The 26,210-nt window shown below is 62.8% G+C and carries 23 protein-coding genes and 1 pseudogene; 13 read left to right on the top strand and 11 right to left on the bottom strand.

Annotated elements, in window-relative coordinates:
* Positions 1 to 188 precede the first annotated feature (188 nt).
* The 6 genes from AC4FS3_RS26530 (at position 189) to AC4FS3_RS26555 (ending at position 6,739) form a co-directional block, all read left to right on the top strand.
* Positions 189 to 800 carry a cupin domain-containing protein gene (locus AC4FS3_RS26530; RefSeq protein ID WP_491023015.1) on the top strand — a complete coding sequence of 204 codons (612 nt, stop codon included), beginning with the start codon at positions 189 to 191 and terminating at the stop codon, positions 798 to 800.
* Between the two features lie 109 nt (positions 801 to 909).
* Complete coding sequence (locus tag AC4FS3_RS26535; protein ID WP_491023016.1) at positions 910 to 1,743, top strand: transporter substrate-binding domain-containing protein; 834 nt, start codon at positions 910 to 912, stop codon at positions 1,741 to 1,743.
* Positions 1,744 to 1,761: 18 nt separating this feature from the next.
* Positions 1,762 to 2,487: an amino acid ABC transporter permease gene (locus AC4FS3_RS26540; protein WP_283177207.1), complete on the top strand. Its 726-nt coding sequence runs from the start codon at positions 1,762 to 1,764 to the stop codon at positions 2,485 to 2,487.
* A 3-nt stretch (positions 2,488 to 2,490) separates the two neighbouring features.
* Positions 2,491 to 3,213 (top strand): amino acid ABC transporter ATP-binding protein, encoded by a 723-nt coding sequence (locus AC4FS3_RS26545; protein WP_283177208.1) that lies wholly within the window; start codon positions 2,491 to 2,493, stop codon positions 3,211 to 3,213.
* Between the two features lie 65 nt (positions 3,214 to 3,278).
* Positions 3,279 to 4,280, top strand: coding sequence for an arginase family protein (locus AC4FS3_RS26550; RefSeq protein ID WP_491023017.1), 1,002 nt, complete (start codon positions 3,279 to 3,281; stop codon positions 4,278 to 4,280).
* Between the two features lie 8 nt (positions 4,281 to 4,288).
* Positions 4,289 to 6,739, top strand: a complete 2,451-nt coding sequence (locus tag AC4FS3_RS26555; RefSeq protein ID WP_491023018.1) for a GcvT family protein — start codon at positions 4,289 to 4,291, stop codon at positions 6,737 to 6,739.
* 325 nt (positions 6,740 to 7,064) lie between these two features.
* On the opposite strand, the gene AC4FS3_RS26560 is transcribed toward AC4FS3_RS26555, so the two are convergent.
* A complete protein-coding gene (locus tag AC4FS3_RS26560; RefSeq protein ID WP_491023019.1) occupies positions 7,065 to 7,883 on the bottom strand; it encodes a transglutaminase-like domain-containing protein in 819 nt (272 codons plus the stop codon).
* Positions 7,884 to 8,065: 182 nt separating this feature from the next.
* On the opposite strand from AC4FS3_RS26560, the gene AC4FS3_RS26565 reads away from it, so the two are divergent.
* Together AC4FS3_RS26565 and AC4FS3_RS26570 are read left to right on the top strand one after the other, a co-directional pair.
* Complete coding sequence (locus AC4FS3_RS26565; protein ID WP_283177212.1) at positions 8,066 to 8,362, top strand: PRC-barrel domain-containing protein; 297 nt, start codon at positions 8,066 to 8,068, stop codon at positions 8,360 to 8,362.
* A gap of 62 nt (positions 8,363 to 8,424) precedes the next feature.
* The gene (locus AC4FS3_RS26570) at positions 8,425 to 8,925 is read left to right on the top strand and encodes a YciE/YciF ferroxidase family protein (protein ID WP_491023020.1); all 501 of its coding nucleotides are present in this window, start codon (positions 8,425 to 8,427) and stop codon (positions 8,923 to 8,925) included.
* 45 nt (positions 8,926 to 8,970) lie between these two features.
* On the opposite strand, the gene AC4FS3_RS26575 is transcribed toward AC4FS3_RS26570, so the two are convergent.
* From AC4FS3_RS26575 to AC4FS3_RS26610, 8 genes are all read right to left on the bottom strand, one after another.
* Positions 8,971 to 9,222: a GlsB/YeaQ/YmgE family stress response membrane protein gene (locus AC4FS3_RS26575; protein WP_491023021.1), complete on the bottom strand. Its 252-nt coding sequence runs from the start codon at positions 9,220 to 9,222 to the stop codon at positions 8,971 to 8,973.
* A gap of 331 nt (positions 9,223 to 9,553) precedes the next feature.
* Entirely contained in the window at positions 9,554 to 10,783 is a 1,230-nt protein-coding gene (locus tag AC4FS3_RS26580; RefSeq protein WP_491023022.1) for an NAD(P)/FAD-dependent oxidoreductase, read from the bottom strand.
* 13 nt (positions 10,784 to 10,796) lie between these two features.
* Positions 10,797 to 11,507 carry a ligase-associated DNA damage response endonuclease PdeM gene (gene pdeM, locus AC4FS3_RS26585; RefSeq protein WP_491023023.1) on the bottom strand — a complete coding sequence of 237 codons (711 nt, stop codon included), beginning with the start codon at positions 11,505 to 11,507 and terminating at the stop codon, positions 10,797 to 10,799.
* On the bottom strand, positions 11,500 to 13,896 hold the full coding sequence (locus tag AC4FS3_RS26590) for a ligase-associated DNA damage response DEXH box helicase (RefSeq protein ID WP_491023024.1): 2,397 nt from the start codon (positions 13,894 to 13,896) through the stop codon (positions 11,500 to 11,502). Before AC4FS3_RS26590 ends, pdeM begins: the two co-directional genes overlap by 8 nt.
* Positions 13,893 to 15,443, bottom strand: coding sequence for a cisplatin damage response ATP-dependent DNA ligase (locus AC4FS3_RS26595; RefSeq protein WP_491023025.1), 1,551 nt, complete (start codon positions 15,441 to 15,443; stop codon positions 13,893 to 13,895). The genes AC4FS3_RS26590 and AC4FS3_RS26595 overlap by 4 nt, the downstream gene beginning before the upstream one ends.
* Entirely contained in the window at positions 15,440 to 16,447 is a 1,008-nt protein-coding gene (locus AC4FS3_RS26600; RefSeq protein ID WP_491023026.1) for a ligase-associated DNA damage response exonuclease, read from the bottom strand. The genes AC4FS3_RS26595 and AC4FS3_RS26600 overlap by 4 nt, the downstream gene beginning before the upstream one ends.
* Before the next feature lie 11 nt (positions 16,448 to 16,458).
* Entirely contained in the window at positions 16,459 to 18,507 is a 2,049-nt protein-coding gene (locus AC4FS3_RS26605; protein WP_491023027.1) for a catalase, read from the bottom strand.
* A gap of 177 nt (positions 18,508 to 18,684) precedes the next feature.
* Positions 18,685 to 19,749, bottom strand: coding sequence for a hypothetical protein (locus AC4FS3_RS26610; RefSeq protein WP_491023028.1), 1,065 nt, complete (start codon positions 19,747 to 19,749; stop codon positions 18,685 to 18,687).
* A 621-nt stretch (positions 19,750 to 20,370) separates the two neighbouring features.
* On the opposite strand from AC4FS3_RS26610, the gene AC4FS3_RS26615 reads away from it, so the two are divergent.
* Positions 20,371 to 21,375 (top strand): IS110 family RNA-guided transposase, encoded by a 1,005-nt coding sequence (locus AC4FS3_RS26615; protein ID WP_491023034.1) that lies wholly within the window; start codon positions 20,371 to 20,373, stop codon positions 21,373 to 21,375.
* Between the two features lie 287 nt (positions 21,376 to 21,662).
* On the opposite strand, the pseudogene AC4FS3_RS26620 reads toward AC4FS3_RS26615, so the two are convergent.
* Positions 21,663 to 22,099, bottom strand: a pseudogene (locus AC4FS3_RS26620) (transposase family protein); the annotation flags it as partial.
* A 261-nt stretch (positions 22,100 to 22,360) separates the two neighbouring features.
* Positions 22,361 to 23,038 (bottom strand): methyltransferase, encoded by a 678-nt coding sequence (locus tag AC4FS3_RS26625; RefSeq protein ID WP_491023029.1) that lies wholly within the window; start codon positions 23,036 to 23,038, stop codon positions 22,361 to 22,363.
* A gap of 271 nt (positions 23,039 to 23,309) precedes the next feature.
* Between AC4FS3_RS26625 and AC4FS3_RS26630 the strand changes: the two genes are divergently transcribed.
* The 4 genes from AC4FS3_RS26630 to AC4FS3_RS26645 form a co-directional block, all read left to right on the top strand.
* A complete protein-coding gene (locus tag AC4FS3_RS26630) occupies positions 23,310 to 24,182 on the top strand; it encodes a glycosyltransferase family 2 protein (RefSeq protein WP_491023030.1) in 873 nt (290 codons plus the stop codon).
* Positions 24,175 to 24,912: a sulfotransferase gene (locus AC4FS3_RS26635; protein ID WP_491023031.1), complete on the top strand. Its 738-nt coding sequence runs from the start codon at positions 24,175 to 24,177 to the stop codon at positions 24,910 to 24,912. The genes AC4FS3_RS26630 and AC4FS3_RS26635 overlap by 8 nt, the downstream gene beginning before the upstream one ends.
* Before the next feature lie 310 nt (positions 24,913 to 25,222).
* On the top strand, positions 25,223 to 25,525 hold the full coding sequence (locus AC4FS3_RS26640; RefSeq protein WP_491023032.1) for a PBECR2 nuclease fold domain-containing protein: 303 nt from the start codon (positions 25,223 to 25,225) through the stop codon (positions 25,523 to 25,525).
* Positions 25,526 to 25,667: 142 nt separating this feature from the next.
* On the top strand, positions 25,668 to 26,210 hold a 543-nt coding region (locus AC4FS3_RS26645), incomplete at its 3' end, for a hypothetical protein (protein WP_491023033.1).

A 26,210-nucleotide genomic window follows, 5' to 3' on the forward strand; every position in this document is an offset into this window, starting at 1 on the left:
GCCAGCCATAATCTGGTCCTCCTGAAAACGGGATAAGCATATCCCTGTGGGTGGACCACTTCAGTGGGGGCATTCCACCTTTCGGGTTCGGGTCCCCGTCGATTTCCTGACCGGCAGGGCTTGCAGTTGCGGGAATTTGGGTCGAAACCTGTTCGTTGCCAGCGAAATTCCCAAGGAGCGTCTCCCCTATGGCCAGAGATCCCATTGTGCGAGAAGAACCCGAATCGGACGATACGGAGAGCTCTGCCCGGCGGGATGGACATCAGTTCGGCGCAATCCTGCGCGCCCGCCGACGGGCGCTGGATCTCACCCTGAACGACGTTTCGCAAAAGACCGGTCTCGCCAAAGGGTTTCTCAGCGACATCGAGCGCGACAAGACTTCGCCCTCGGTTGCATCGCTTGTCAGCCTTTGTGATGCGCTGAGCCTGCCGGTGGGTGATCTTTTTGCCCCCTCGCCGAATGTCCTGGTGCGGGCCGAGGCGCGCCAGCCGATCAAGTTTGGCGGCATTGGTGTGTCCGATCACCTTCTCACCCCCAGCCACGGGGTAAAGATGCAAGCGATCTGGTCGGAAATCGCGCCGGGGGGAACCGCAGGTGATCAGCTCTATGCGCTGCGTTCCGAGGAAGAGCTGGTTCTGGTCATAAGTGGTGATCTTGCCCTGAATATCGAGGGCGAAGAGACGATTCTTCACCCCGGAGATTCGATGAGCTTCGATCCCCGGCGCCTGCACAGCTTTCGAAACCCCTCGTCTTCGCTGCCCACGATTGCCGTATTCATCATGACTCCACCCCCGGCCTGATCGTTTTTTTTACGCTCACAAAGAACAAAGTTCGGTATTTGCGAAATTGTTATTGACGAGATCGCCGAACAGCTTCACGTTCTGTAAAAACAGTACAGGGAGCAATTTCATGAATACCCGCCTCAGCAGATGTATGATTCCGGGCAAAGCGACCCTGGCAGCGGTGATTGTCGCAGCCGCCTCGCCCCTTGCCGCCCAGACCGTGCCGGATTTTGCCGCCGACGGCTTCTCGGTCTGCGTTGACCCGACATTCCCGCCAATGGAATACATGGCGGACGCTGCCGACAAAGAGCCGAGCGGCGTTGATATTGATGTCGCGCGTGCGCTGGCTGCGCATTGGGGCGTTGACGCCAGCTTTGTCAGCATGGATTTCGCGGGCCTCTTGCCCAGCCTCGAGGCCGGGCGCTGCGACGCGGTGATTTCCGGCACTGTGCTGCGCGAAGATCGGCTGAAGACCTTCAATGCCGTCCCCTATCTTGACACATCCACCGTGCTGATCGCCGGTAAGGGGGCGCCGGTCGTCTCTGATATCGCCGAGCTGGCGGGCAAAACCGTCGCGGTGCAATCGGGCACCTCATATCCCGGCCGGATGGAAAGTCTGAATGCCGAGCTGGAAGCTGCGGGCCATGCTCCGACCAAAATCCAGCAATATCCCAAACAAAGCGATGCGATCCAGCAGCTGCTGGTCGGGCGTGCCGCCTATGTCGTAACTCAGGATACTGAAATCGCCTTCCGCGAGCTTCAGGATCCCGGCAAGTTCGATGTGGTCTTCACCATGCCTGCCGCCGCTTTCGAGCCTTTCTCGGTCTATCTGCGTAAGGATGACGCCGAAACGGCGAAAACCGGCGAGGCGGTGAAGGCTCTGGTTGCGAATGGCGAGCTGCTGAAGATCGTCGAAAAATGGAATCTCTCGCCCTCGCAGCTTAACGGCATCGGCGAGTAATATACTGACAGGGCCACCATGAGTTTTGATCTTTCAACCTTTTGGGAGGCCCTGTTTTCATGGCCCTTCCTGCGCGGCGCGCTGCTGACCCTCGGGTTGACGGTCGCTGCGCATATGACCGCGATCCTGATCGCGCTGCCCCTGGCGGTGGTCCTTAACGGACCACCCTCACTGCTGCGCAAACTGATCACGGCCTATGTCGGCTTTTTCCGGGCAGTTCCGACACTGCTGCAGTTGCTGTTCGTCTGGAACGCGCTGCCTCAGATCTTCCCGATTTTTCGTGAGGAATGGTTCACGCCTTTCCTTGCGGCATGGATTGCGCTTTCGCTGAATGAATCGGCCTATCAGGTCGAGATCAACCGATCTGCGCTTTCGGCAGTGGATAACGGGCAGATGGCGGCGGGTCAGGCGATCGGTCTGAAGAAGTCGCATATCTACCGCTATATCATGATGCCTCAGGCGTTGCGGGTGGCACTGCCGCCGACGATGAACGAATTCATCACGCTGCTGAAGCTGACATCGCTCGCCTCGATCATCTCGCTCCAGGAGCTGATGACCGTCACCCAGATCAATGTCGCCCGGACCTTCCAGTTCTCGGAATATTACGCGGTGGCGCTGACCTGGTATCTGGTCATGGTCTATTGCCTGATGGGTCTGCAGAAACTGGTCGAGCGCCGCTTCCGCTGGTCAAGCCGCACCGAGGCCGCCGTGCTGGCCGAAACCCGCCGCAGCAGGGGGTGGTAAGAAATGATCAGCCTGAAAAACGTCAATAAGAACTACGGCGCCTTCCACGCGCTGAAAGATGTCAGCCTTGATATCGCCCAGGGTGAGAAGGTGGTGATCTGCGGCCCTTCGGGCTCGGGGAAGTCCACGCTGATCCGTTGCGTGAACCATCTTGAGCCGCATGACAGCGGCGAAATCCGGGTTGATGGGCTGGAGGTGGGCGCGGCAAAAGATGTGCTCAAGGTCCGGCGCACCGCTGGCATGGTGTTCCAGAATTTCAATCTTTTCCCGCATCTCACCGTGCTGGAAAACTGCATCCTCGCGCCAAAGCTCGCCAGCGGGGTGAGCGACCGCGAGGCGCGGAAGATGGCGGAGGAATACCTCGCCCGGGTCCATATCCTGGATCAGGCCTGGAAATTTCCGATCCAGCTGTCGGGCGGCCAGCAGCAGCGGGTCGCCATCGCGCGAGCGCTGTGCATGAAGCCCAAGGTCATGCTGTTTGACGAACCGACATCGGCGCTTGACCCGGAAATGGTCGGCGAAGTGCTGGACGTTATGGGCGAGCTGGCGGCCGAAGGCATGACCATGATCTGCGTCACCCATGAGATGGCGTTTGCCCGCAAGGTCGCGGACCGCGTTGTCTTCATGGATGCCGGTCGCATCATCGAAGTGGCGCCACCCGAAGAGTTCTTTGCCGCGCCGAAATCTGACCGGGCGCGCGCCTTCCTCTCACAGATCTCGCATTGACCGCCAGGCTGACTGGCAGGAGCCACGCGCCCCCGGCAATGCCCAATACCTTAAAGGAGAACGACATGGCTGATTTCGACATCGAACAGGCCAAAAAGGATGTGGGCCGCTGGTACTGGCATGGTATCCCGACCTTCTTCCGCTGCGAATGGAACGAAGATCCTGCTGCGGCCGATATCGCCCTGATCGGCGTGCCGCACAGTTCCGGCAATGGCTCGACCGAGCGTGACCAGCATCTCGGCCCGCGCGCGGTCCGGAATATCTCGGCCCTTTATCGCCGCAGCCATGGTCGCTTTGGAATCACGCCCTGGGATCTCGTCACCATCAATGATGCCGGCGATACCCCGCTGCCCGAAGCGATGAACAATGACGTCTCGGTTGAGCATATCGAAGCCTATGCCGCGCAGTTCGAAAAAGCCGGCACCCGCGTTGTCGCCATGGGTGGCGATCACTCTATCACCGGACCGCTGGTCAAGGCCTGCGCCGGCGCGCATTCCTCGCTGACCGGGGGTCAAAAGGTCGCGCTGGTGCATTTTGACAGCCATACCGACACGCTGATGCATCTGCCGCACTGGCTGGGCAACAAGCGCTCGGCGGCGCATTGGGGCGCTTATCTGGTCGAGGAAGGCCATGTCGATGCCTCCAAATCGACCCAGATCGGCATCCGCGCGAATGTCGGAACTGCCGGTTCGCTGAACACCTCGGACGAACTGGGCTACCGGATCGTCGGCATGGATGAGGTTGAGGAGATCGGCTGGAAAGGCGTGGTCGAGATCCTGCGTGAGCGGATCGGCGATACCCCGGTTTACATCACCTTCGATCTCGACAGCCTTGACCCCTGCGATGCGCCAGGGGCCTCGAACCTCGAACCGGGCTACCCCGGCATCCGGATCGGCGAGGCCGTCCGTATGCTCCAGGGCCTGCGCGGCCTGAATGTGGTCGGTGGTGACGTGGTTTGCCTGATCCCGACCAAGGACAACCCGAACAAGATCACCGCGCAAAACGCCATGGTCGTCATGTTCGAGATGCTCTCGCTGATGGCCGACTATATCCACACCAACCGCTGAGACCTGGCATGCATATCCCATCGAAGGCAGAGGTCGTCATCATTGGCGGCGGTATTGCCGGCTGCTCAATCGCCTATCACCTGACGAAGCTCGGCATCACCGACGTGGTACTGCTGGAACGCAAACAGCTGACCTGCGGCACCACCTGGCATGCAGCCGGGCTGGTGACGCAGCTGCGCGCGTCGCAGCGGATGACCGAGCTCGCGCAATATACCGGCGAGCTCTTTGGCCGGCTGGAAGAGGAAACCGGTCAGGCCACCGGCTTCAAGCGCAACGGGTCGCTGCGTCTGGCAAAAACCCAGGCGCGCTATGAAGAGCTGGCGCGCGGCGCTTCGATGGGACGCAACTTCGGCCTGCCGGTCGAGGCGCTGACCCCTGAAGCGGTCAAGGAACGCTGGGACCCGATCTCGACCGAAGGTCTGGTCGGCGGCTTCTGGTTCCCCGATGACGGCCAGGTGAACCCCGCCGATGTGACCATGGCCTATGCCAAAGGCGCAAGGATGGGCGGCGCGAAGATCCTTGAAGGGGTCACCGTCACCAGAATTCTGCATGAGAATGGCCGCGCCTCTGGCGTGATGACCGAATTCGGCCCGATCACCGCCTCGAAGGTGGTGATCACTGGCGGTATGTGGTCGCGCGAACTGGCCGCAGATATCGGTGTCACCCTGCCATTGCATGCGGCCGAGCACTTCTATGTCGTGACCGAGGCAATCCCCGAGCTCAAGCGCGATCTGCCGGTCATGTTCATGGCCGATGAGTGGAGCTATTACAAAGAAGACGCCGGCAAGCTGCTGGTCGGCTTTTTCGAGCCCGGCGCCAAGCCCTGGGGTCAGAAAGGTATCGCGGAAAGCTTCTGCTTCGACGCGATCCCCGAAGATATCGAACATATCTCGCCCTATCTTGAAATGGCGATGGAGCGGGTGCCGGTGCTGCAAAAGACCGGGATCCAGCTGTTCTTCAACGGCCCGGAAGCCTTTACCCCCGACAACCGCTACCATCTTGGCGAGACCGCTGAGATCAGCGGTCTGTTCTCGGCCACCGGCTTCAACTCGATCGGCATTCTGTCCTCGGGTGGGGTCGGCAAATCGATGGCCTCCTGGATCGCCGATGGCCATCCGCCGGTCGAGCTGATCGATGTCGATGTGCGCCGGACGCAGAAGTTCCAGCGCAACCGCAAATATCTCGAAGACCGCTCGGTCGAGACCATCGGCACGCTTTTCGACATGCACTGGCCGGGCAAACAGTTTGAAACCGCGCGCGGCGTGCGGCGCTCGCCCTTCCATGACCGGATGCTGGAGGCGGGCGCCTTCATGACCGAGCTGGCAGGTTGGGAACGGCCCGGCTTTTTCGGCACGCCCGAGGAACTCGCGAATATCGACTATTCCTACCACCAGCCCAGCTGGTTCCCGAATGTCGCCGCCGAATGCCGCAATACAGCCGAGAATGTCTCGGTCTTCGACTATAGCTGCTTCGTGAAATACCGTGTCGAAGGGCCGGATGCGCTGTCAGCGCTGAACCGGATCTGCGCCGGAAACTGCGATGTCGAGGCCGGCAAGATCGTCTATACCCAATGGCTGAACCCGCGGGGCGGGATCGAGGCCGATGTAACGGTGATCCGTGTCTCTGAAACCGAGTTCCTTGTGATCACGGTGGCAGTATCGCAGCGCCGCGACATCAGCTGGTTCCGCCGCAATCTGCCCGAAGGGGCACGCGTCCATATCAGCGACATCACCTCGGCCACGCCGATGCTGGCGGTGATGGGACCGAAATCGCGCGAGCTGCTCATGCGGCTCTCGCCCGATGACTTCTCGAACGAAGGCTTCCCCTTTGGTACCTCGCGCGAGATCGATCTTGGCTATGCCAGGGTGCGCGCAAGCCGCCTGACCTTTGTTGGTGAACTTGGGTTCGAACTGCTGATCGATGCGGAATTCGCAGGCCATGTCTGGGAGGTGCTGGCAGAGGCCGGCAAGGATCTCGGGCTGAAACCCGCCGGCTATTTCGCACTGAACTCGCTCAGGATGGAAAAGGGCTACCGGCACTGGGGCCATGACATCGGCGAGGAAGACACGCCCTATAACGGCGGTCTCGGCTTTGCTGTGGCGTTGGAGAAAGAGGGCGGCTTCATCGGCCGCGACGCGCTGCTGACGCAAAAAGCCGAAGGCCCCGTGCGCCGTCGCCTCGTACAGGTTCAGCTGGAAGGCGGTGCCGACGCGCCGATGCTCTTCCATTACGAGCCGGTGACACGCGACGGGGAACTTGTCGGATCGGTGATGTCCGGGGCCTATGGCCACCGGGTCGGCGCCTCGCTTGGCCTCGCCTATGTGTCGCATCCCAATGGCGTCAAAAGGGAGTGGCTTGAGACAGGCACCTGGGAGGTCGAGGTCGCGATGAAGCGCTATCCGGCACGGGTCCAGTTCGGTCCCTGGTATGATCCCGCCGGTGCGAAAATCAAAAGCTGAGCGACCACCCCGCGCTGACGAAAAAGAATGGCCGCATCAGTTGGCCATTCTTGCAAATCTCCGCCGTTATCCGGATGTACCCCTTTCCCATTGGGGGTGATGGCACGCTTTCACGCCTGGCGGTGCCGGAGCGGTCACGTATCTGGTCCGGCCCTGTCACCCGTTTGGGCCCCCTGGCGTTAAAAGGCCAGGGGGCTTTTGCCTGTCAGGGCTGAATGCGTGCGGCGCGGGGCGGGGGCGCAGTCATTGCGCAGCCATCATGTCATGCACGGGGGCAGCAGCACGGACCCGGGCAAGGCGTCTGCAACTCCGGGAGCTATCCGCCTTATGGTTCCTGTACTTCTTCGGTCCAGACCCTGAACATGGTCAGCAGATGCGGGCCGAATGAATGGATCAGCGGGATATCGGTCGCGTCCCGGCCGCGCGCAATCACCACCCGTCCGATGCGGGGTTCGTTATGGCGGGCGTCGAGGGTGAACCAGCGGTCCTCCAGCCAGACCTCGCACCAGGCGTTGAAATCCATCGGCGCCGGATTGACCGGCACACCGATATCGCCGAGATAGCCATTGGCGTAGCGTGCCGGGATATTCATGCAGCGGCAGAGCGTGATCGCGAGATGCGCAAAATCACGGCAGACACCGACCCGCTCCTGCCAGGCCTCCGAGGCGGTGCGGGTGGCGCGCGCATGCTCATAGCCAAAGGTGAGGTGCCGGTTCACATGGTCGAAGATCGCCCGCACCCGCGTCCAGCCCGGCGCCACATGGCCGAACAATTCCCAGGCCTGTGCCATCATGAGATCGGTCTCACAGTAGCGGCTGGCCAGGAGATGACCAAGCACCTCGTCTGGCAAGGCGCTGAGCGGGCATTCCCGTGCCGTCTCATCCCATTGGTCCGGGCGGTCGTCCACCTCGACGAGGCTGTCGCGTGACAGGCGCATGGCACCGGCGGGTGCTGTCAGCCGCAAACAGGAATTGCCATGGGGGTCGGCATAGGTCCGGTTGGGGATGGCGGGCGAAACCTGCAGCCCGCTGGTTCTGATGATGCTCCCGGCGAAATCCGGATGTGGATCCAGCAGCGCGATCACCTCTGTCGGCTGATCGCAGGCGATCTCGATCTCGTAACCCAACCGGATAAGCACATTCATACTCCTCACTAGATGCAGGCAGAACGTCTGCGGGCGAGACAGGTTCCGACAGGCGGCGCCCACTGCGGGATGTCTGATCATCCGTGGCAAAGACCCGCCGATGCCGGTGAGCTGCCCGGAACCTTGTCCCGGAGAAGACGTTTCTTTTGCACGAGTGTTTTCGAGTAAAAGGAGAGAATGCCATGGACCATACCAGACATATCCGCCTGAACGACACCGAACTGACCGAGGCCGTGCTGAACGGCGCTACCATTTATGGCCCCGGCGACGAGAAGATCGGCCATGTTTCAGAAGTGCATGGCCAGGGGGCCGGGGCGCAGGTCATCGTCGATGTCGGCGGCTTCCTTGGGATCGGTGCAAAGCCGGTCGCTGTTCCGGCGCGTGACCTTGATTTCATGCGTGACGAGAGCAATGCCGTCCATGCAGTGACCCGCTGGACCAAGGACGAGCTGAAGGCCTTGCCGGAACATCGTCACTGATCGCCTGGAAACGGCCGCCGTCCGCCCGGGCAGGGCGGGCGGCTTCACACAGGGAGGACCCCATGAAAACGCTTCAGGATGCCTTTGAACATACGTTGCAGGATATCTACTGGGCCGAGAATGCGTTGCTCAAGGCGCTGCCGAAAGTTTCAAAATCGGTGAACAATGCCGAGTTGAAGCGCGCCTTCGACGATCACCTGTCCGACACGAAAGGCCATATCGCCACGCTGGACAAGGTGTTCAAATCCATCGGACAAAAAGCCACCGGCGAGAAATGCGATGCCATGGCCGGGCTGTTGAAAGAGGCAGACGGTCTGATCGCAGAGGCCGAGGGCCATGCGCTGGATGTGGCGCTGATCGGTGCGGCCCAGGCCGTCGAGCATTACGAGATTGCCCGCTACGGGACGTTGCGGGAATGGGCGAAGGTGCTGGGCCATGACGAGGCCCATACCCTGCTCAGTTCCGTCCTCGATGAGGAAAAGGCCGCCAATGCGCGTCTGACCGCGCTTGCGGTCATGGCCGTGAACGAGGCTGGGAAAGAGGCGGGCAAGAAACAGAAGTGATGCTGCAAAGGGCGGCCCGGTCATATCCGGGCCGCCCTTTTCCTGTCAGCGCCGGACCGCGCGCGCGCCCCAGATCAGAATGCAGGCCCCCAGGGCGCCAGCAACCAGATAGCCAAGCCAGCCTCCGAAAGAGACGCCCAGCAGGCCAAAGAGGAACCTTGCGATTGCCGCCCCGATGATGCCGAGCAGCACATTCGCGAAAATCCCGGTATCGGATTTCATGAAACCCGATGCGATCCAGCCGGCAAGGCCACCGATGATGATGGCTGCGATCCAGCCGATGCTTTCATTGTCCATTCGTCTCTCCTGTTGGACTGTTGCCGCCAAGTCCAGGGGGGATGTTCCAGACAGAGGCGGCTTTTCTGGAAACGCATTCGCGCCCATCGGGTTCCCGGAGGCGTCGGGTGGCCAGAACTACAACCTTTGCGAGGGCTGGCTGATGCATTGCCGGATATGGACGCTTGCTGCACAGGCCACGCGGTGTGAGGCGGCAAGGTCGAACCCCGGGCGCTGCGCGTAACCCGGAGACATATGCTGCGGGCTGTCCCCCGGGCGGAGAGATCGCCATTGGCGGGATCTTCAAAGGGCAGGAGCGGCTGAAAAGCCGCCTGCGCCGCATGAGGCTGGATCAGCGATAGCGGAAGATCGCGGCATCGGGATCTGGCATGCCGGCAATCGCGGCGGCGATGATCTGCGCTCCGATGACCGAAAAGGTGATGCCATTGCCGCCAAACCCCATAACCGCAAAGGCGCGCTCGAAGCCAGGCACCCGGTCGATGATCGGCAGCCCGTCATCGGTGACACTGAACGGCGCCGACCAGGTATAGGCCGGCCTGCCGATCTTCACCCCGGTCAGATCGCGCAGCTTCTTCGCGATGATCTTTGCCTTTTTCGCCAGCTTCTTCGGATCGGCATTGGCGTCGCCTGCGTCTTCATCCTCGCCGCCCGCGATCACGCGCCCGGCTTCATCGGTGCGAAAATAGAGATACGGCTCGGCGGCTTCCCAAACGATGGTGTCGCGCATCCAGCCGGGCAGGGGACTGAGCGGCGCAGAGGCCAGCGCCCAGGTCGAAGTGACATGATGCGATTTCGTCTTCATCTGCGGCAGATATTCATAGCCAGTGCAGAACACCGCATGGTCGGCCACCAGAACCTCGCCAGCCCGAGTTGCCAGCGCGATACCGTCGGGCAGTTCCGCAATATCGGTGATTTCGACCGGCGAGACGATCTGTGCCCTGCGCGACAGGGCAACCTGTAAAAGCCCCGCCGTCAGCTGGGCCGGATTGGCAGAGGCCGAGGCATCGGACCAGATCGCCGCCGGGCGGTCGATGCCGTAGCGCTCCATCAGATCGGCGCGTCTGAGGTAATCGGCGCGGATGCCGATCTCTGCGCGCGCCTTTGCCTCATTCGCCAGAGCCCTTGCGCCCAGATCATTGCCCGCCAGATAAAGCGCGGGCTTGGCGCGCATCTGGCAGTCAAGCTTCAGCTTTCCGGCAAGAGAGACCAGATCGTCAACCGCACGGACCGACCGCAGCCAGGCCCGGTCGGCATGATCCTTGCCGATTTTCCTGCGCAGCCGTGTCAGCGGCACGTCGATTTCATGCTGGATCATCGCCGTCGAGGCCGGGGTGGAGCCGCGCACCGGTGGCCGCCGGTCCAGGATCAGCACCGATTTCCCGGCTCTGGTCAGCGCCTCGGCAACCAGCGCGCCCGAGATGCCCGCTCCGACCACGATCACGTCGAAACGTTCACGGGTCAGTTCCGCCTGTGCCGCTACCGTCGAATGCGGCGTCTTCACCCAGAAGGGCGTGCCGGTCCGCAGATCATCCTTGCGGGTCTTCGCCTTGTGCTTTGCCATGATGCGCCGTCCTTCAGCTGCTGCCACTGATGTATCGCGTCTTTCGCAGGTCCCGCCTGCCGCGCCCCGGAACCGGCAGCGCGAAGATTTTCGCCGAACAGGCAAGCGCGATGCCGCCCGCCGCCAGCGGCCCAAAGGCCGGATCGCCAATGTCGAGCCCGCCGGTATAGGTGCCGAAGGCCGGCAGGATCAGATGGTCGCGCCCGAGGACGAAGCAGCGAAAGCGCCGTCCGGCCAGCCGCACCGAGGGATGCATATGGCCGGAAATGTCGGGCCCCTGGGCTGCAATATGGCGCAGGCTGATGGCACCCTCGGGCTGCTTGGCAGCGGAGGCCGGAAAGCCGGGCGGCAGTCTGCTTTGATCGTGCTGCCCCGGATCGTGATTTCCAGCGATCCACAGCCAGTCCCTCCCTTGCGCAAGGGCGGCAAGACGCGCCGCGTCTTGATCTTGCAGACGGGTTGCGGCCAGATCATCGTCAAAGGCATCCCCGAGTGACACGATCCGGTCCGGGTCAAGTGCCGTGATCTCGGCGGCCAGCCGCGCCAGCGTATCCTTCACCTCAAAGGGGGGCAAAAGCGCGCCGCCGCGCCTGGCATAGCGTTCCGCGCGCCCCAGATGCAGATCGGCCACGATCAGCATCCGCCGCGCGGGCCACCAGAGGGCCCCGGAGGGGCGGGCGATGAAATCCTCACCCGCAAACCGGAAGCGAAAGCCCTCAGTCACCCTGTCCCACCCGATCAAGCCCCGCCTCTGCCATCAGGTCCTGCGCCGTCTGTTCTGCCAGCCGCAACTGGCCTTGCCCTGCAAGCCTGACCCGGCCCATCTCCAGCAACAGGGGCGCCGCCAGCGGCGAGACGCGGGGCAGCGCGCGCAGCTCGATATGGGGATTGCGCGCCAGCATGTCACCGATCCGGTCGAAATCGATCAGCCCGCGCCGGGCCTCCTCCCGCGTGGCCTGCAACAGGATGTGGTCAGGGTCATGGCGGCGCAGTGTGTCGTAGATGATGTCGCTTGAAAATGTCGCCTGTTTGCCGGTCTTGCGCGCACCGGGGCGGTTGCGCTGGATCAGGCCCGCGATGGTGGCCACTGCGCGAAAGCTGCGTTTCATCAGCGAGCTGGCGGCGATCCAGTCTTCCAGCCCCTGTTCGAGCGTCGGTTCATCCAGCAGAGGCGCGATTTCGGTGGCGGGCTGCAACGAAGTGACCATCAAAGCGTGATCGGTGGCCAGAAACCCCAGCGGATCAAGGCCCAGCCCCTCCATCTGGCGCGTGACAAGCAGGCCCAGCGTCTGATGCGCGTTCTGCCCGGCGAAACCATAGACCACCAGATGCCAGCGACCCGCACGCGGAAAGGTCTCGCAAAGCAATGTACCGGGGCGGGGCAGCGTACTGACCCTCGCCTGCAAGTCCAGCCAGTCGCGGATATCGGGTGGCAGTTCCGCATGGCGGCCGGGATCCGCCAGAATATCCAGCATGCGCCGGGATAATTCGGTCGAGGTGGCGAATTTCAGGCCCGAGAAGCTGGCGATTTTCGGGTCCCGGCCCGGCATGGGTGTCACTTCCATCACCAGATCGCGGATGCGGTCATACCGCAGCACCTGACCGCCCAGGAGAAAGGTGTCACCGGGTCTGAGGCTGGCCGCAAAGGTCTCCTCGATCTCGCCCAAAGGCCCGCCGCCCCGGCCGCGCCTCCGCACTTTCAGCTTTTCGGCCTCGGTGATGGTGCCGATATTCATGCGCAGATCGCGGGCGGCGCGCGGGTCGCGCAGCTGCCAGCGCCCGTCGCGCAGGATCAGCCGCTGCCAGCGCTCATAGCTGCGAAGGGCATAACCGCCGGTGGCCGCGAAATCGAGGCAGGCATCGAAATCCGCTCGGCTGAGGTCGGTATAGGGCCCGGCGGTGCGCGTCTCGCGGTAGAGCTGGTCCGCGTCGAGGGGCCCTGCGCAGGCGGTTAGCAGGATCTGCTGGATCAGCACATCCAGCGGCCCCGGCCCGCGCGGCTCGCCATCCAGCTCGCCCGCCCGCGCCGCCTCGAGTGCGGCGACGCATTCGATCACCTCGAACCGGTTCGCCGCTACGATCCGCGCGCGGGAGGGCGCATTGTAGCGGTGGTTGGCGCGCCCGATCCGCTGCACGAGACGTTTGATATTCCGGGGCGCGCCCACCTGGATCACCAGATCCACATCGCCCCAGTCAATGCCGAGATCGAGGCTGCCGGTCGCGACAACCGCCCGCAATGCCCCCGCCGCCATCGCAGCCTCGACTTTCTGGCGGGCTTCGCGCGCCAGGGCGCCATGATGCATGCCAATGGGAAGCCCCTGATCATTCGCCAGCCAGAGCGCCTGAAAGAACAGCTCGGCCTGGGCGCGGGTGTTCAGGAAGATGATGGTGGTTCTGGCCCCCGCCACCGCATCGAGAACATCGGGCACCGCATAACGCCCGCCGCCCCCGGCCCAGGGCGGCGGCTGGCGGGTCGGCAAAAGCGCGATGTCAGGGGCAGGGCCGGGATCCGCTTCCAGCACCGCCTTTGCGCCCATGAACCGCGCCAGCGCGGCGGGGTCTTCGACGGTGGCGGAAAGCCCCGTGGTGACCAGACCTGGCGCAAGGGCGCGGAGCCGCGCAAGGCAGAGCATAAGCTGATCACCGCGCTTTGATTCTGCCAAGGCGTGCAACTCATCCAGCACCACGCGTTTCAGCCCCGCGAACATCTTCGCCGCCTCGGGCCAGGAAAGCATCAGCGCCAGCGATTCCGGTGTGGTCAGCAGGATCCCGGGCGGATCGGCGCGCTGGCGGCGGCGTTGGCTTGCTGGCGTGTCGCCGGTGCGGTCGCCAACCCGGATCGCAAGATCCATCCCTGCGATGGGACGCGCCAGGTTGCGCCCGACATCTGCGGTCAGCGCCTTCAGGGGCGAGACATAGAGGGTATGGAGGCCCCTGGCCGGGTGCCGATAAAGATCGACCAGCGAGGGCAGGAACCCGGCCAGCGTCTTGCCGCCCCCGGTCGGTGCAATCAAAAGCGTGTCGGTCTCTGCCGCCAGAAGGGCAAGCTGATGTGGATGCGGCAGCCAGCCCTTTCCGGTGAACCAGTCTGCGAATAGGGGGGGAAGCGTCACAGCATCGCCCTCAGCGTCTCCAGCCGGTCCGCCTCTTCGGCGGGCTTGTCCCAGCGGATGCGCGCGATGCGCGGGAACCGCATCGCCAGCCCCGATTTGTGCCGGGATGAGGCGTTCAGCCCCTCGAAGGCCACCTCGACCACCAGTTTCGGGGCCAGCTGGCGCACCGGGCCAAAACGCTGCGTGGTGTGTTTGCGCACGAACCGGTCCAGATCGCGCAGCTCCTCATCGGTAAAGCCGAAATAGGCCTTGCCGACCGGCACCAGATCAGCGCCGTCCCAGAGGCCGAAGGTGAAATCCGAGTAAAAGCCCGAGCGTTTGCCATGCCCGGCCTGCGCGTAAAGCAGTACAGCATCCACCAGCATCGGATCGCGTTTCCACTTGAACCAGGGGCCACGCGGACGCCCGGCGAGATAGCGGCTGTCGCGGCGCTTGATCATCACCCCCTCGATCACCGGCGCATGGGGGGCTGCGCGCAAAACGGCCAGATCGTCCCAGCTTCTGAACGGCAAAAGCGGCGAGATGTCTATACGGGCGGCCCCGAACTCTGCCGCCTCCAGCCGGGCGCGGCGGGTGGTCAGCGGCAGGGCGCGCAGGTCTTCGCCCTCCCAGACCAGGATGTCATATAGGCGCAGGGCCGCCGGGGTGCTGAGCAGCATCCTGTCGCTGACCTGCTTGCGGCCAAGCCTTTGCTGCAGATGGCTGAAGGGCGCGACCTCGGTGCCGCGGCGGATCAGCAATTCACCATCCACCGCGCCCTGAAACCGCATGGCTTCGATGATGTCGGGGAAGGCGGCGCCGATATCCTCGCCGGTGCGCGAATAAAGCCTGCGGCTCTCGCCTTCGGCCACGGCCTGCACGCGGATCCCGTCCCATTTCCATTCGGCGAGATAGTCTGCCGGATCAAAGGCGGAAAGCTCGTCCGGCGTCAGCGGGGTCGACAGCATCACGGGGCGGAACGGGGCTGCGGCAGGCGCGGGGGCGGGGCCACCCGCAAGCCAGTGGAACAGCGGCAGATAGGGCGGTGAAAGCCCGTGCCAGATCTCTTCCACCTCTTCGACGCTGCGCGCGGTGCCCATCGCCAGCGCGGTGCGGGCAAGCCGCGCCGAGACGCCCACCCGCAGGTTTCCTGTCGCCAGTTTCAGAAGCGCCAGCCGCTCGGGTGCGGTCAGCCGGTCAAGGAGATCCGCGATCACGCCGGGCAGCGCCAGCTTGCCGGTCTCGCGCAGCAAACTGACGGCGTCGGTCACCGAGACCCCGGCAGTCGCCACCTCCTCTCCCGGCCAGAGGAGCGCAATGGTTTCGGCCAGATCGCCGACGAAATCATAAGACAGGCGGAAAAGCTGGTCATCGACACGGCTGGCCGCCAGCCGCTTCAACAGCGCGGGCGAGACCTGCCGCAGATCCAGCCCGCCGGTCAGCACCGCCAGCGCATAGCCACGATCGGGGTCGGGGATTTCCTGGAAATAATGCGACAGGATGGTGAGTTTCGCATTGCGGCCCGGGGTGAAGGCCAGCCGCTCCAGCAGACGGGCCAAGGCTTTCATTCCGGCTCATCCTCATAGCCCACCAGGCGCAGCGGCCGCGCGGCGATGCCCTCGATCTCGCACCAGCGCATTAACCCGTCTTCGGTTCCATGGGTGATCCAGACCTCTTCGGGGCCAAGCTCGCGGATCGTGGTGGTCAGTTGCGGCCAGTCGACATGGTCCGAAATCACCAGAGGCAGCTCGATGCCACGCTGGCGGGCGCGGGCGCGCACTGTCATCCAGCCCGAGGCATAGGAAAGCACCGGATCCCGGAAGCGCTGAACCCAGGGCGAGGCAAAGGCCGAGGGCGGCGCAAGCACAAGCTGCGCCTTGCCAGACACAAGGGCCGGATCGGTTGCGGAAACCAGCGGGCCAAGGTCGATGCCCTGTTCGATGTGATAGTCACAAAGCCGCTTCAGCGCGCCATGGATGGCGATGGGCGCCTGATGCCCGGCGGCGCGGGCCAGCGCGATCACCCGCTGCGCCTTGCCAAGCGCATAGGCGCCCACCAGATGCGGACGTTCGGGGAATTCCGCCATGCTGGCGAGCAGCCGCCCGGCCTCGGTCAGCGGGTCGGGGTGGCGAAAGACCGGCAGACCAAAGGTCGCCTCGGTGATGAAGACATCGCAGGCGACAGGCTCCCATGGCTGGCAGCAGGGGTTCGGCGTGCGGCAATAGTCGCCCGAAATCAGGATGCGCGGGCCGTTGTCTGGGGCAATCAGGATCTGCGCCGAGCCGAGCACATGGCCAGCCGGGTGGAAACTGACCGTGACATCCCCGATCCGGGTCGGGCCATTGGCGATCTGCCGGCTGGCGGTGAAATCCTCACCATAGCGGATGGCCATGATCTCAAGCGTCTCACGCGTGGCCATCACCGCGCGATGGCCGGGCCTTGCATGGTCGGAATGGCCATGGGTCACCAGCGCGCGCGGCGCTGGGCGGAGAGGGTCGATGTAGAAGTCCCCCGGCGGGCAGTAGAGGCCCGCATCGGTGGGACAGACGATCTCCTCCGCCCTGAGCGTCATGGCCCTGCCTGTCATGCAAGATCACGCAGCCCCGCTTCGCGCGCCCAGTAGCGGCGCTTTGCGGTGTCGGGCACGTCCTCCCATGGGCCGATGCCCGCGCCATCCTCGATCCCGGCGCGGGTCAGGATCACCGCCGAGCCCTTGCAATGGCCGATGGCTTTGAGATGGGCGAAAGCATCCATCACAAAACCGATGGCGGCGCTGTCTTTCGCCAGCTTTTCGGCCTGATCGGGCATCAGGATCATGGCGATGGCATCGAACAGCACCGACGGGCTGCCGGCGAGCTGGCCATCCGGGATGATGCTGCCGCCTTTCAGCTTCAGCGGGCCGACTTTGGGCGCGATGGTAAAGACCGTGCCACCTTCGGCCTCGATGGCCCTGGTCAGTTTTTCGATGCCTTCCATGTCCGACCCTTCGGCGATCAGAAGGCCGATCTTGCGGCCTTTCAGTGTCTCATGCCAGTTTTTCTGGATCGACAGCGCGTCGGAGGGATCAAGATCCAGCGGTGCGCGGAAGGGTTTGGCGGGCTCGGGCAGTTCGACCCCCAGCCCGCCCGCCACGCGCGCGCCGAGATCCTCGTCGATGACCCGCAGATGCGACAGAACCCGCGCGCGCACATGGTCCAGCCCCACCTTCGACAGCTCGAAGACAAAGGCCGAAGCGATATGCGCCTGCTCATTCTCTGTCATCGAGCGCCAGTACATCCGCGGCTGGCTGTAATGATCGCCAAAGCTTTCCGCGCGGATCCGCAGCTTTTCACCCGCAACCTCCTGCGGGGCGGTGACAAAGCCCTCGGTGCCGGCGCGCGGACCAGGATTCTCGCCGGCCTGATCGAGGCTGTTCGGCTCGTAATTCGCGCGGCCCTGCGGCACCGCGGTCTGCATCAGCCCGTCGCGCATCATATTGGCATAGGGGCATTTCGGCGCATTCACCGGGATCTGGTGAAAATTCGTGGTGCCCAGCCGCGATTTCTGCGTGTCGAGATAAGAGAACAGCCGCCCCTGCAGCAGCGGATCATCGCTGAAGTCGATCCCCGGCACGATATTCGAGGGCAGGAAGGCTGATTGCTCATTCTCGGCGAAATGGTTGTCGGGGTTGCGGTTCAGGGTCATCCGGCCGATCACGCGCAGCGGCACCAGCTCTTCGGGGATGATCTTGGTGGGGTCGAGCACGTCATAGGGCAGGCTGTCGGCCAGGGTCTGATCAAAGACCTGCACCGCGAAATCCCATTCGGGGAAATCGCCTGCTGCAATCGCCTCATGCAGATCGCGGCGGTGGTAGTCATTGTCGGCGCCCTGGAGTTTGGCGCTTTCGTCCCAGATCAGCGACTGGGTGCCCAGAACCGGGCGCCAGTGGAACTTGACGAAACGCGCCTCGCCTTTGGCATTCACCAGTTTGAAGGTGTGAACGCCGAATCCCTCCATCATCCGCAGGCTGCGCGGAATGGCGCGGTCAGACATGGCCCAGATCACCGTATGCAGGCTTTCGGGCATCAGCGAGATGAAATCCCAGAAGGTATCATGCGCCGAGGCCGCCTGCGGATAGCCCTTGTCGGCCTCCATCTTCACTGAATGGATCAGGTCCGGAAACTTGATCGCGTCCTGAATGAAGAAGACCGGGATATTGTTGCCGACCAGATCCCAGTTGCCCTGATCGGTATAGAACTTGACCGCAAAGCCCCGCACGTCGCGCGGCGTATCGACCGATCCGGCCCCGCCCGCGACCGTGGAAAACCGCGCGAAGACCGGCGTTTCCTTGCCTTTCCCGGAAAACAGGCTGGCGCGGCTGAGGTCCGGGATCGGATCGGTGCAGGTGAACACTCCATGCGCGGCCGAGCCACGGGCATGAACGATGCGCTCGGGGATGCGTTCATGGTCGAAATGGAAGATCTTCTCGCGCAGCAGGAAATCTTCGAGAAGCGTCGGTCCCCGGGCGCCCGCGCGCAGCGAGTTCTGGTTGTCGGAAACCGGGATGCCGTGATTCGTGGTGAGAGCCTCGCCGCCGCGCTGCTGTGTCTCACCGGAGTTTCCGGTGGCTGTGTCATAGGATTTGCGTGCCATCTGTCCTGCCTTTCAAAGGTGGGAAAGTGTGGCGCTGGGCAGTGACGTCAGAGGCCCGTGGCGCCGTCTCTGTCACGTGAGCGATCCGCGTCATCGCCGCGTCGCCCTTTTGTAGTTCATCTTTGCAGTTCATCGGGGCGCGCCGTTCAGACGCGCCCCGGGCCTTTTTTCTGATGATCAGATGCGGTAACTGAACCCGCCCCAGATGCGGTTCTCGTCGCGATGACGGCCCCCGCGTACCGCGCCGGAGACAGCTGCGGCGCCCGCCACCAGTGCGGCGGCGGTCAGCAGGAAGGCGGTCAGGATCGCGCTTTTACGAGCAGTCTCGGCTGCGGCGATGGCGGCCTCTTCCGCCTCTTTGGCCAGACGCTCGGCCTCGGCCCGTGCATCCGCGACGGCGGCTTCGGCCTTCGTGCGTGCCTCCTGGACAGCCGTTACGGCCTGATCCACACGGGCTTCAACCTCGGCCTCGCTCTGTCCGGTACGACGCGCGACGGCGGCGACGAGGAAGGCACGATCGCCGTCCGAAATCTCGCCCGTCCGCAACACATTGCCCAGAACCAAACCGCTCTGCCGTGCAAGCTCTGCATCATCCATCGAGGGCGTTCCGGGCGAGGTGGTGCCATCGGCCTGCTGCACGCCCTGACGAATGCCGTCGACCTCGGGGCGCATAAGGGTGCTGTTGATGTAGTCCATCAGCCCTTCATCGGCATCATCGGGAATCGCTGCGCCCACAGCCTGGGTGACGCCCTGGATCGCGCCTCCTGCAACTGCTCCCGCGCCCTGGACCACACCGCCCACTGCCGATCCGGCAGCTGTCGCGGCCGTGCCGACCGCCGTCGCGGCGCCGCTGATGGCCCCTGCGGCAATCCAGGTCGTGACCAGCATTCCCAGACCCCAGACGACGAGGCCATTAATTCCGTCGCGTGCCGACACCTCATCGGCGGTTGCGTCATCGACGCGCCGCCGCATCCGGCCCGCGATGTAGCCGCCAGCCAGATAGCTTATAACCAGCGAGATCACGAGCCAGATGGCCGTGACGACAAGCCAGAGATTGAAAGATCCTTCGCCGGGCTCGGCCGAGATCGTTGACAGACCCAGAGCAGCGCCAAAGGCGGTGAAAAGCCCGCCGATCGCGGCTGCAACCACCGTGCCGCCGAGAATGGCAGCCCAGTCTATGTAGGAGCCTATGACTTCGCGGCGCGGTGCCGCAGCGGATGTGATGGTTTCTGTACGTTCCATTACCGCCCCTCCTCAGCGCAGGCCAAGAAAAGACAGGATTGCCAGAACCACGACCACAAGGCCTACCAGATAGATGATGCTGTTCATGAACGTCCCTCCCGAAAGCGCCTGTTCAGGCGATTAAATACAAACTGATGATGCGGCGGGGGGTCGGGTGCCGCATCCTGAGAGTAACGCGAAAGATGTAGTCCGGTTCCTTCTGTGCCGAAGGTGGGAAGGACGACGCGGCGTTAATCCGCCAGGTCTGCGGTATTTGCTGCTGGTTTCTGAGCAATAGCCCGCGCCCGTTTTTTGAGCGGAGCCGGAGAGGAAGAAGCCGCAGGGGTAACCGAGGCCAGACAGCTCATGAGCTGCGCAGCAGGGACCCGCACATTTTGGATGGCACAATTATGAGGGCGTTTCTTCGCTTGGCGCTGCCCGTTCCATCGCGTGCAGATGGTCGCGTTCATTGCCGCTGTCAGGTGTGCGGAGTATGATCGCGGCACAGCGGTCTGCACCTCGACGATGTCGATGTGAATCGAGCCGGTGTGTTCGCCACTGGTGGAGTGGATAGCTCCCGCTCCCGGCATCGCAATGTGCCATGTTGGGTGCTGTCACCCGAACCCTTGAAGGGAGCCAACCATTAATGAGATTACCACGGTCGGGCTCGATCTGGCCAGGAACGTGCTCCAGGTCCACGCCGTCGATGCAACCGGTGCGGTTGTAGTCCGGCGGCAGGTCCGGCGGGCGCAGATGCTGCTGTTCCTCTCACGTCTTAAGCCTTGCCTGATCGGCATGGAGGCCTGTGCCGGGGCGCATTTCTGGTTGCGCGAACTGGCGAAGCTCGGTCATGAGGTGCGCCTGATCCCGCCATATTGCTTCAAACCCTTCGTCAAGCGGGGCAAGACCGATGACGCGGATGCCGAGGCGATCTGCACGGCCGTTATGCAGCCGACGATGCGCTTCGTGACGGTCAGGACCGAGACGCAGCAGGCGGTGCTGATATGCCATCGGACACGGGATTTTCTGGTCAGGCAGTTGACCCAGCTTGCCAACGCGATCCGCGCCCACCTGGGCGAATTTAGCCTCGTGGTGCCGAAGGGCGTCCACAACATGGGCCGTCTCGTTGCAGAGGCGGATGCGGCGGATCTGCCGCTGCAAGCGCGAATGCCGCTGGAGCTGCTGGTCGGGCAGTTCAGGGATACGAAGGCGCGCATCGACACCATCACCGCCGATCTGCGCCGCGCGGCGGTTGCGGATGAGACCACACGGCGCCTTCAGGCGATGCCGGGTATTGGTCCCATCACCGCCAGTGTTCTGACCGCCACGCTGCCGGACGTATCGGCCTTCCGCTCGGCCCGCGATCTGTCGGCCTGGCCCGGCCTGACGCCTGAGCCGCATTCCAGCGGGGGCAAGGAGCGGTTGGGGGCGATCTCGAAGATGAGCAATCGGTATATCCGGCGACTGCTCTGCCTTGGCGCCATGGGCGTGATCTCCGCCCGCAAACGGTCCGATCCGGGCAAGGACTGGCTGGGAAGCATGCTGGAGAAAAAGCCGCTTAAAGTGGTCGCCATCGCGCTGGCCAACCGCATGGCACGCGCAGTCTGGGCCATGCTGCGCACCGGCGAGACCTGGCGGCCAGCGTGAGAGCGATGAATTCCGGGCCAACAGAGGCCTGACCGAAATAGCGAGGGCAAAGTGAGGTGATGGCAAACTGACGGACACAAAGCAGGGACACCCCGTTCGAACCGGAGCGCCACGGGCGCGGGCCATTGACAGGGACCCTGGATCTCACGCGGACGTTCATCAGGGCGCGCGGGCACACCGCAATCGAGACGCCGAATACATGGCCTCACCCGACCAGAAGCCAAAGATCACAGACCCCCTTGTCACGCGGGAGCCATCCATACACGGTTCGAGAACCGCCAGCCAGGGCCTGTCGGGTAGCGTTTTAACTTCGACCGCTTCGACTTGTTACCGCTCATATCAGGCAGGTGCGAGATATCATGCCGCGTGCAAGGCATAGGTGCAGCGCAGATCGCGTCAGGTGGGGGATGGATGGCTGCAGGGCATAAGGCATTCCTCTAGTGGCAACAGCGTGTGGCGCCGGAATGCCACGATCATCGCCTCCTCAGCCTCGGTCAGAACAGTGGATTTCGGCACGGCAGGGCCGCCTTAATATCCTCGACGGTCGTTCGCTTGCGCCACTTCGCAATGGTCCTGGGGGCGATGGCCAACTTCGGACTCAGCTGCGCGAGCCCTCAGACCCGCCTTTGAGCCGATGGGGGGCAGGTCTCAGACTTGCGACCGGCTCAATTGCTGCTCGGAAAGCCTGCGTGGTCGTGGCGCTGCCATGACAAACTTGTCCCATTGGACGTCCTTCCATTCCAGCGAAAGGAACGCACCATCAAACCGTGAGATCAGACACCTGGTGCCCCTGCAGGATCGCGATGATCTGTTTTTGTGTCGGTCGTGCTTTCTCAATCATTCATCTTCTCAACAGGCAGGACCATAACCGAAGACAGAGGAAAGAATCCCGTTACAGGTCAGCTCAACCTGAGTAGGTATCTTGCCCGAAGTCACTCGCTTCTCAATGATCTGAGCACATGCCGCTCGCATGCTCGCGCTCTGCTTATGCGCTTAGTCTTGCGGCGACCATTTTTTGGTTTCTAGGGTGACCCCAGTCACCAATCACATCGATCTTCCATCCCCATTCGGTGGCGACATGCTCAATGTCTCCCGGCAGATAGTGATACGGATCCTTGTGGGAATAGCTCACCACGCCTGGCGCCTGCACGCATGGGTCGACCACGGTCCGCGCCGGGTCGGGCGTGAGGATCGTGAAGAAGAACACGCAGCTTCTCTCGACATGGCGGCTGAGATTGGCCAGGCAGAGGCGGATGTGATTGAGAGGCAGATGCGTGAAGACGGATTGCGCCATGACAAAGTCAATCTTTGTCGGAACGCCTTCGAACGTGAATTCGCTGTCGACGATCAAATTATCTCTGGGCAGCTTCGAGGCAAGTCCTGCGGGGACAATCTCCTGTTCGTAACCGGCTGCCAACAGGTCCTGGCTCAGGTCGGTGCCCCAGTAGCGGCTCGAATCGAGATAGTCCACTGCGCGAAGGCCCAGGCGCAGGCTACCACAGCCGATATCGAGCAGAGTGTGGTGCGGCTGGAGCCCCTGGTCCTTCAGCCAGCCAAGTTGAAGCTCTCCGATTTCCTCCCACATACCGCCGACGACATTGCGGTGGCCTTCTTTGGCGATACGTTCGGCCGTCAGGGCCTCGTCGTGGTACTTTGAAAGCAATCAATCCTCCCAGGGGTACGCTCCAGACTTCATGCGCTGGACGAAAGAGGCCGTGACCGGTATCACCAGCATAATTCGCGTCCTTGCCGGAGCACGTGCGGATTAAATCCCCTTCAAGGATGGAGATTTGTATCCAAACCATTAGGGAATGGTTTGTGGTCTAATTTCCGCTGTTGATCAACCAACTTCACACCTTATGCTGAACGACAAAGCTCATAGCGATGTCGACCCTGGTTGCCGAGGAGAAGTTGCATTGCCGTGTGAAATGTCCGTGGTCGTTGTTACGTATGACATGCAGCGGGAAGCCCCCCGCACAATAAAGGCCCTGCTCCCGCCTCTACAGCGTGCCGCCGATGACATTGATTACGAGATCATCGTCATCGACAACGGCTCCCCGGTACCCCTGACCTTGCCGCCGGACGTTGCGGCAGACGGGCGGGTGCGCCTGGTCCGTATCGCTCCGCAGGATGCGAAGGCCTCGCCGGCGTCCTGCGTCAACTGGGCGGTTTCCGAAATCGCCACCGGAGGGAGCGTGATGATCTGCGTCGATGGTGCGCGGCTTCCGAGTGCCTATCTGGTTCGCCGAAGCGTGGATGTGCTGCGCCACACGCCGAACGCTTTCGTCTATGCGGCGAGCCGGCATCTCGGTGCAGAGCAGCAGATGATCTCGACGCAGAAGGGATACGATCAGGACGCAGAAGACAGGCTCCTCGAGACCGTCGACTGGATGAAGGACCTGGACAGGCTGTTCGAGATCAGCGTATGGGCCGGGGCACACGAATCCGCGAACTTCCTCTGGCAGAATGAAAGCAATGCGTTTTCTCTGAGCCGCGCGCTTTGGCACGACCTGAACGGATTTGAAGAATCGTTCGAAAAGCCGGGCGGCGGGCTCGTCAACCTCGAATTCTTTTCTCGCAGCGTTCTTCGTCCGGACGCGTTCAACGTCCTGATTCACGGCGAGGCAACCTTCCACCAGGTGCACGGCGGGGCAGCGACATCGAACGCCCGCTACTACGAGGAGAGCCTGGGGGAGCACGCCGTCGTCATCGGCGCGACTTATACAAAGCCGGACTACCTGTTCTTCGCGGATCTCGGCGCCGCGTTCAACCGAATGAACAGTGTCGGGAGATTTCTGCGTGGCTAGCGTGACCTCACCCGCGTCTCCCTCCTGTGTCATCATTATCGGGATGCACCGCAGTGGAACCTCGCTGCTGGCCGGCAGCCTTGAGGCGGCCGGCCTCAATCTCGGTGAGGTGAATACTGCGGCCCCCTTCAACAAGAAAGGCAACAGGGAAAATCTCGAGTTCCGTGCGCTCAATGACCGGATCATCGAACGGGGTGGGGGATCGTGGAGGGAGCCTCCGGCAGGTCAGGCGTCCTGGAGCAGGCAGGACGAAAGCGATGGCGAGGCTCTGCTCCGACCGTATCGCGACGCAGGCAGGACATGGGGCTTCAAGGATCCGCGGACGATGTGGACGCTCGAAGGGTGGCTCAACATCGTTCCCGAGGCCCGCATGGTTGCGGTGGTACGGCATCCGGTCCTCGTGGCCAGGTCTCTCGCCGCCCGCCCCGGCCCTCTCAGCATCTCCTACGCCGAAGGCCTTGACCTCTGGGCAGCCTACAATGCTGAACTATTGCGACTCGTCCGAAGCTTCGGCTTCCCGCTTCTTCACTTCTCCGCAGGACGAGAGCTGGACAAGAGCTTCGAAACTAAACTCAGGGAAGTCTGCCGGAGCTTCGGCCTTCCTGCCTCGCCGATGGATTTCTTTACCGAGGAATTGGTCAACCAGCGGGAGCAAGAGGGCGAACTTCCAGAGCCGGTTGAGCGCCTGTACCGGAATCTGGTGGATGTTGCGGAGGATCAGCCGTGCTGACGCTGGCGCCACGGGTGGGCGCTTTACCTCCTATGGGACCTCAGTTTTAGCATCCCAACATCAAGGGAGCATGCTCCAGCCCAGCTCCATCACTTCAAGACGGGCATTCTGAGGTGTCCACAATCTCTTGGACAGGTTTTGGCGTAATTTAAGCTACTCATTGCACCGGCTGATCGGGTTTGTTCCCGGACAGCCGGCGCGTTGTGGCCCTCCCTCAAGAAGGGTGGCTGGACTATTGAGACCAAAAGTAAGTCGAAATGAGCCGCTTGCGGATGTGCGGGCAAAGGCCCGGCCGTTTCAGGCCACAGTCATGCCGGAGGGCCTTCCCGCCGAGGATTACATAAGGGCGTTGTTGCAACCGCTCGGGGGCGATGTAGGCTGCGCCGCGCTGTTCGAAGATCAGGCCGGCCATCGTTTCCCGATCCCGGGCGGGATGTTCTTCTGCAAAGACGGTCTCGGGAAGAGCCATAAGCGCGGCCGTACCTCCTATGCCGCGCTGATGGACGAGGGGCTGGCAGATCCTGACGAAATCTGGCTCTGGGCGCGGGAAGTGCCGCCCGATGCGAGTCCTAGGCAGTTCTATCAGGCTTTGACACGCGGCGAAAGCACCTGACCTGACTGCTGCCGGCCCCGGGAGGAGCCAGGCCTCAAGGAAGGCAACGGGGGCGACCTCGCCGGTCATTGTGCATGAGGTGGTGATCAGCTCGGGTGCGCCGCCGGTTGATGTTCGGAGAGAACCTTAGCGCACTGAACTGATGGCAAAGCGCCGCTTTCTTAGCGGCGTGTCCGACAGCAGCCTGATCCCCTCGGGACACTTCGTGATCACGGCGCCAGTATCCCCGGCTCCGGTAGCGCTCGCCGCGCGCGTCGACGTTGTCACTGACGGAACGCTGCCCGACATTGGCGGGGGTGGCGTGGCCTTCCTGAACTCTGGCGGCACCACTCTTGGTACGTTTAACTGGCGTCGGGTGAAAAATACAAACACCCTTGTCATTGAGGACTTCCCTCCTAACCTCTCCGCTACGGCGTCGTTGCGGATCACGGTACTCCGGCCATCTGACGCGACCTACTTCCGTGTTACTGATCTTGCGGTCAGCGAAGGCGGTGTCCCTCAGGTGATCGCGGGTGGTATGACCGCATCTCATGTTACTGACATTGCCAAAGCCGAAGCTGAGACCGTTGTCGCAGCGGCGATCAGCTCTCTGGGCGACATCGACAGCTACTCCCGTAATGGTCTTGACGCGCTGCGGCGGGCAGATACCGAGAGGGTCGATATCGTTATGCTCTCCAACAGTCAC

Source organism: Pseudogemmobacter sp. TB195, assembly GCF_058313095.1.

What these genes read in the sequence shown, in the direction of transcription:
- AC4FS3_RS26530 (WP_491023015.1), top strand. Translation starts at nt 189, where the DNA reads ATGGCCAGAGATCCCATTGTGCGAGAAGAACCCGAATCGGACGATACG.
- AC4FS3_RS26535 (WP_491023016.1), top strand. Translation starts at nt 910, where the DNA reads ATGAATACCCGCCTCAGCAGATGTATGATTCCGGGCAAAGCGACCCTG.
- AC4FS3_RS26540 (WP_283177207.1), top strand. Translation starts at nt 1,762, where the DNA reads ATGAGTTTTGATCTTTCAACCTTTTGGGAGGCCCTGTTTTCATGGCCC.
- AC4FS3_RS26545 (WP_283177208.1), top strand. Translation starts at nt 2,491, where the DNA reads ATGATCAGCCTGAAAAACGTCAATAAGAACTACGGCGCCTTCCACGCG.
- AC4FS3_RS26550 (WP_491023017.1), top strand. Translation starts at nt 3,279, where the DNA reads ATGGCTGATTTCGACATCGAACAGGCCAAAAAGGATGTGGGCCGCTGG.
- AC4FS3_RS26555 (WP_491023018.1), top strand. Translation starts at nt 4,289, where the DNA reads ATGCATATCCCATCGAAGGCAGAGGTCGTCATCATTGGCGGCGGTATT.
- AC4FS3_RS26560 (WP_491023019.1), bottom strand. Translation starts at nt 7,883, where the DNA reads ATGAATGTGCTTATCCGGTTGGGTTACGAGATCGAGATCGCCTGCGAT.
- AC4FS3_RS26565 (WP_283177212.1), top strand. Translation starts at nt 8,066, where the DNA reads ATGGACCATACCAGACATATCCGCCTGAACGACACCGAACTGACCGAG.
- AC4FS3_RS26570 (WP_491023020.1), top strand. Translation starts at nt 8,425, where the DNA reads ATGAAAACGCTTCAGGATGCCTTTGAACATACGTTGCAGGATATCTAC.
- AC4FS3_RS26575 (WP_491023021.1), bottom strand. Translation starts at nt 9,222, where the DNA reads ATGGACAATGAAAGCATCGGCTGGATCGCAGCCATCATCATCGGTGGC.
- AC4FS3_RS26580 (WP_491023022.1), bottom strand. Translation starts at nt 10,783, where the DNA reads ATGGCAAAGCACAAGGCGAAGACCCGCAAGGATGATCTGCGGACCGGC.
- AC4FS3_RS26595 (WP_491023025.1), bottom strand. Translation starts at nt 15,443, where the DNA reads ATGAAAGCCTTGGCCCGTCTGCTGGAGCGGCTGGCCTTCACCCCGGGC.
- AC4FS3_RS26600 (WP_491023026.1), bottom strand. Translation starts at nt 16,447, where the DNA reads ATGACGCTCAGGGCGGAGGAGATCGTCTGTCCCACCGATGCGGGCCTC.
- AC4FS3_RS26605 (WP_491023027.1), bottom strand. Translation starts at nt 18,507, where the DNA reads ATGGCACGCAAATCCTATGACACAGCCACCGGAAACTCCGGTGAGACA.
- AC4FS3_RS26610 (WP_491023028.1), bottom strand. Translation starts at nt 19,749, where the DNA reads ATGGAACGTACAGAAACCATCACATCCGCTGCGGCACCGCGCCGCGAA.
- AC4FS3_RS26640 (WP_491023032.1), top strand. Translation starts at nt 25,223, where the DNA reads ATGCCGGAGGGCCTTCCCGCCGAGGATTACATAAGGGCGTTGTTGCAA.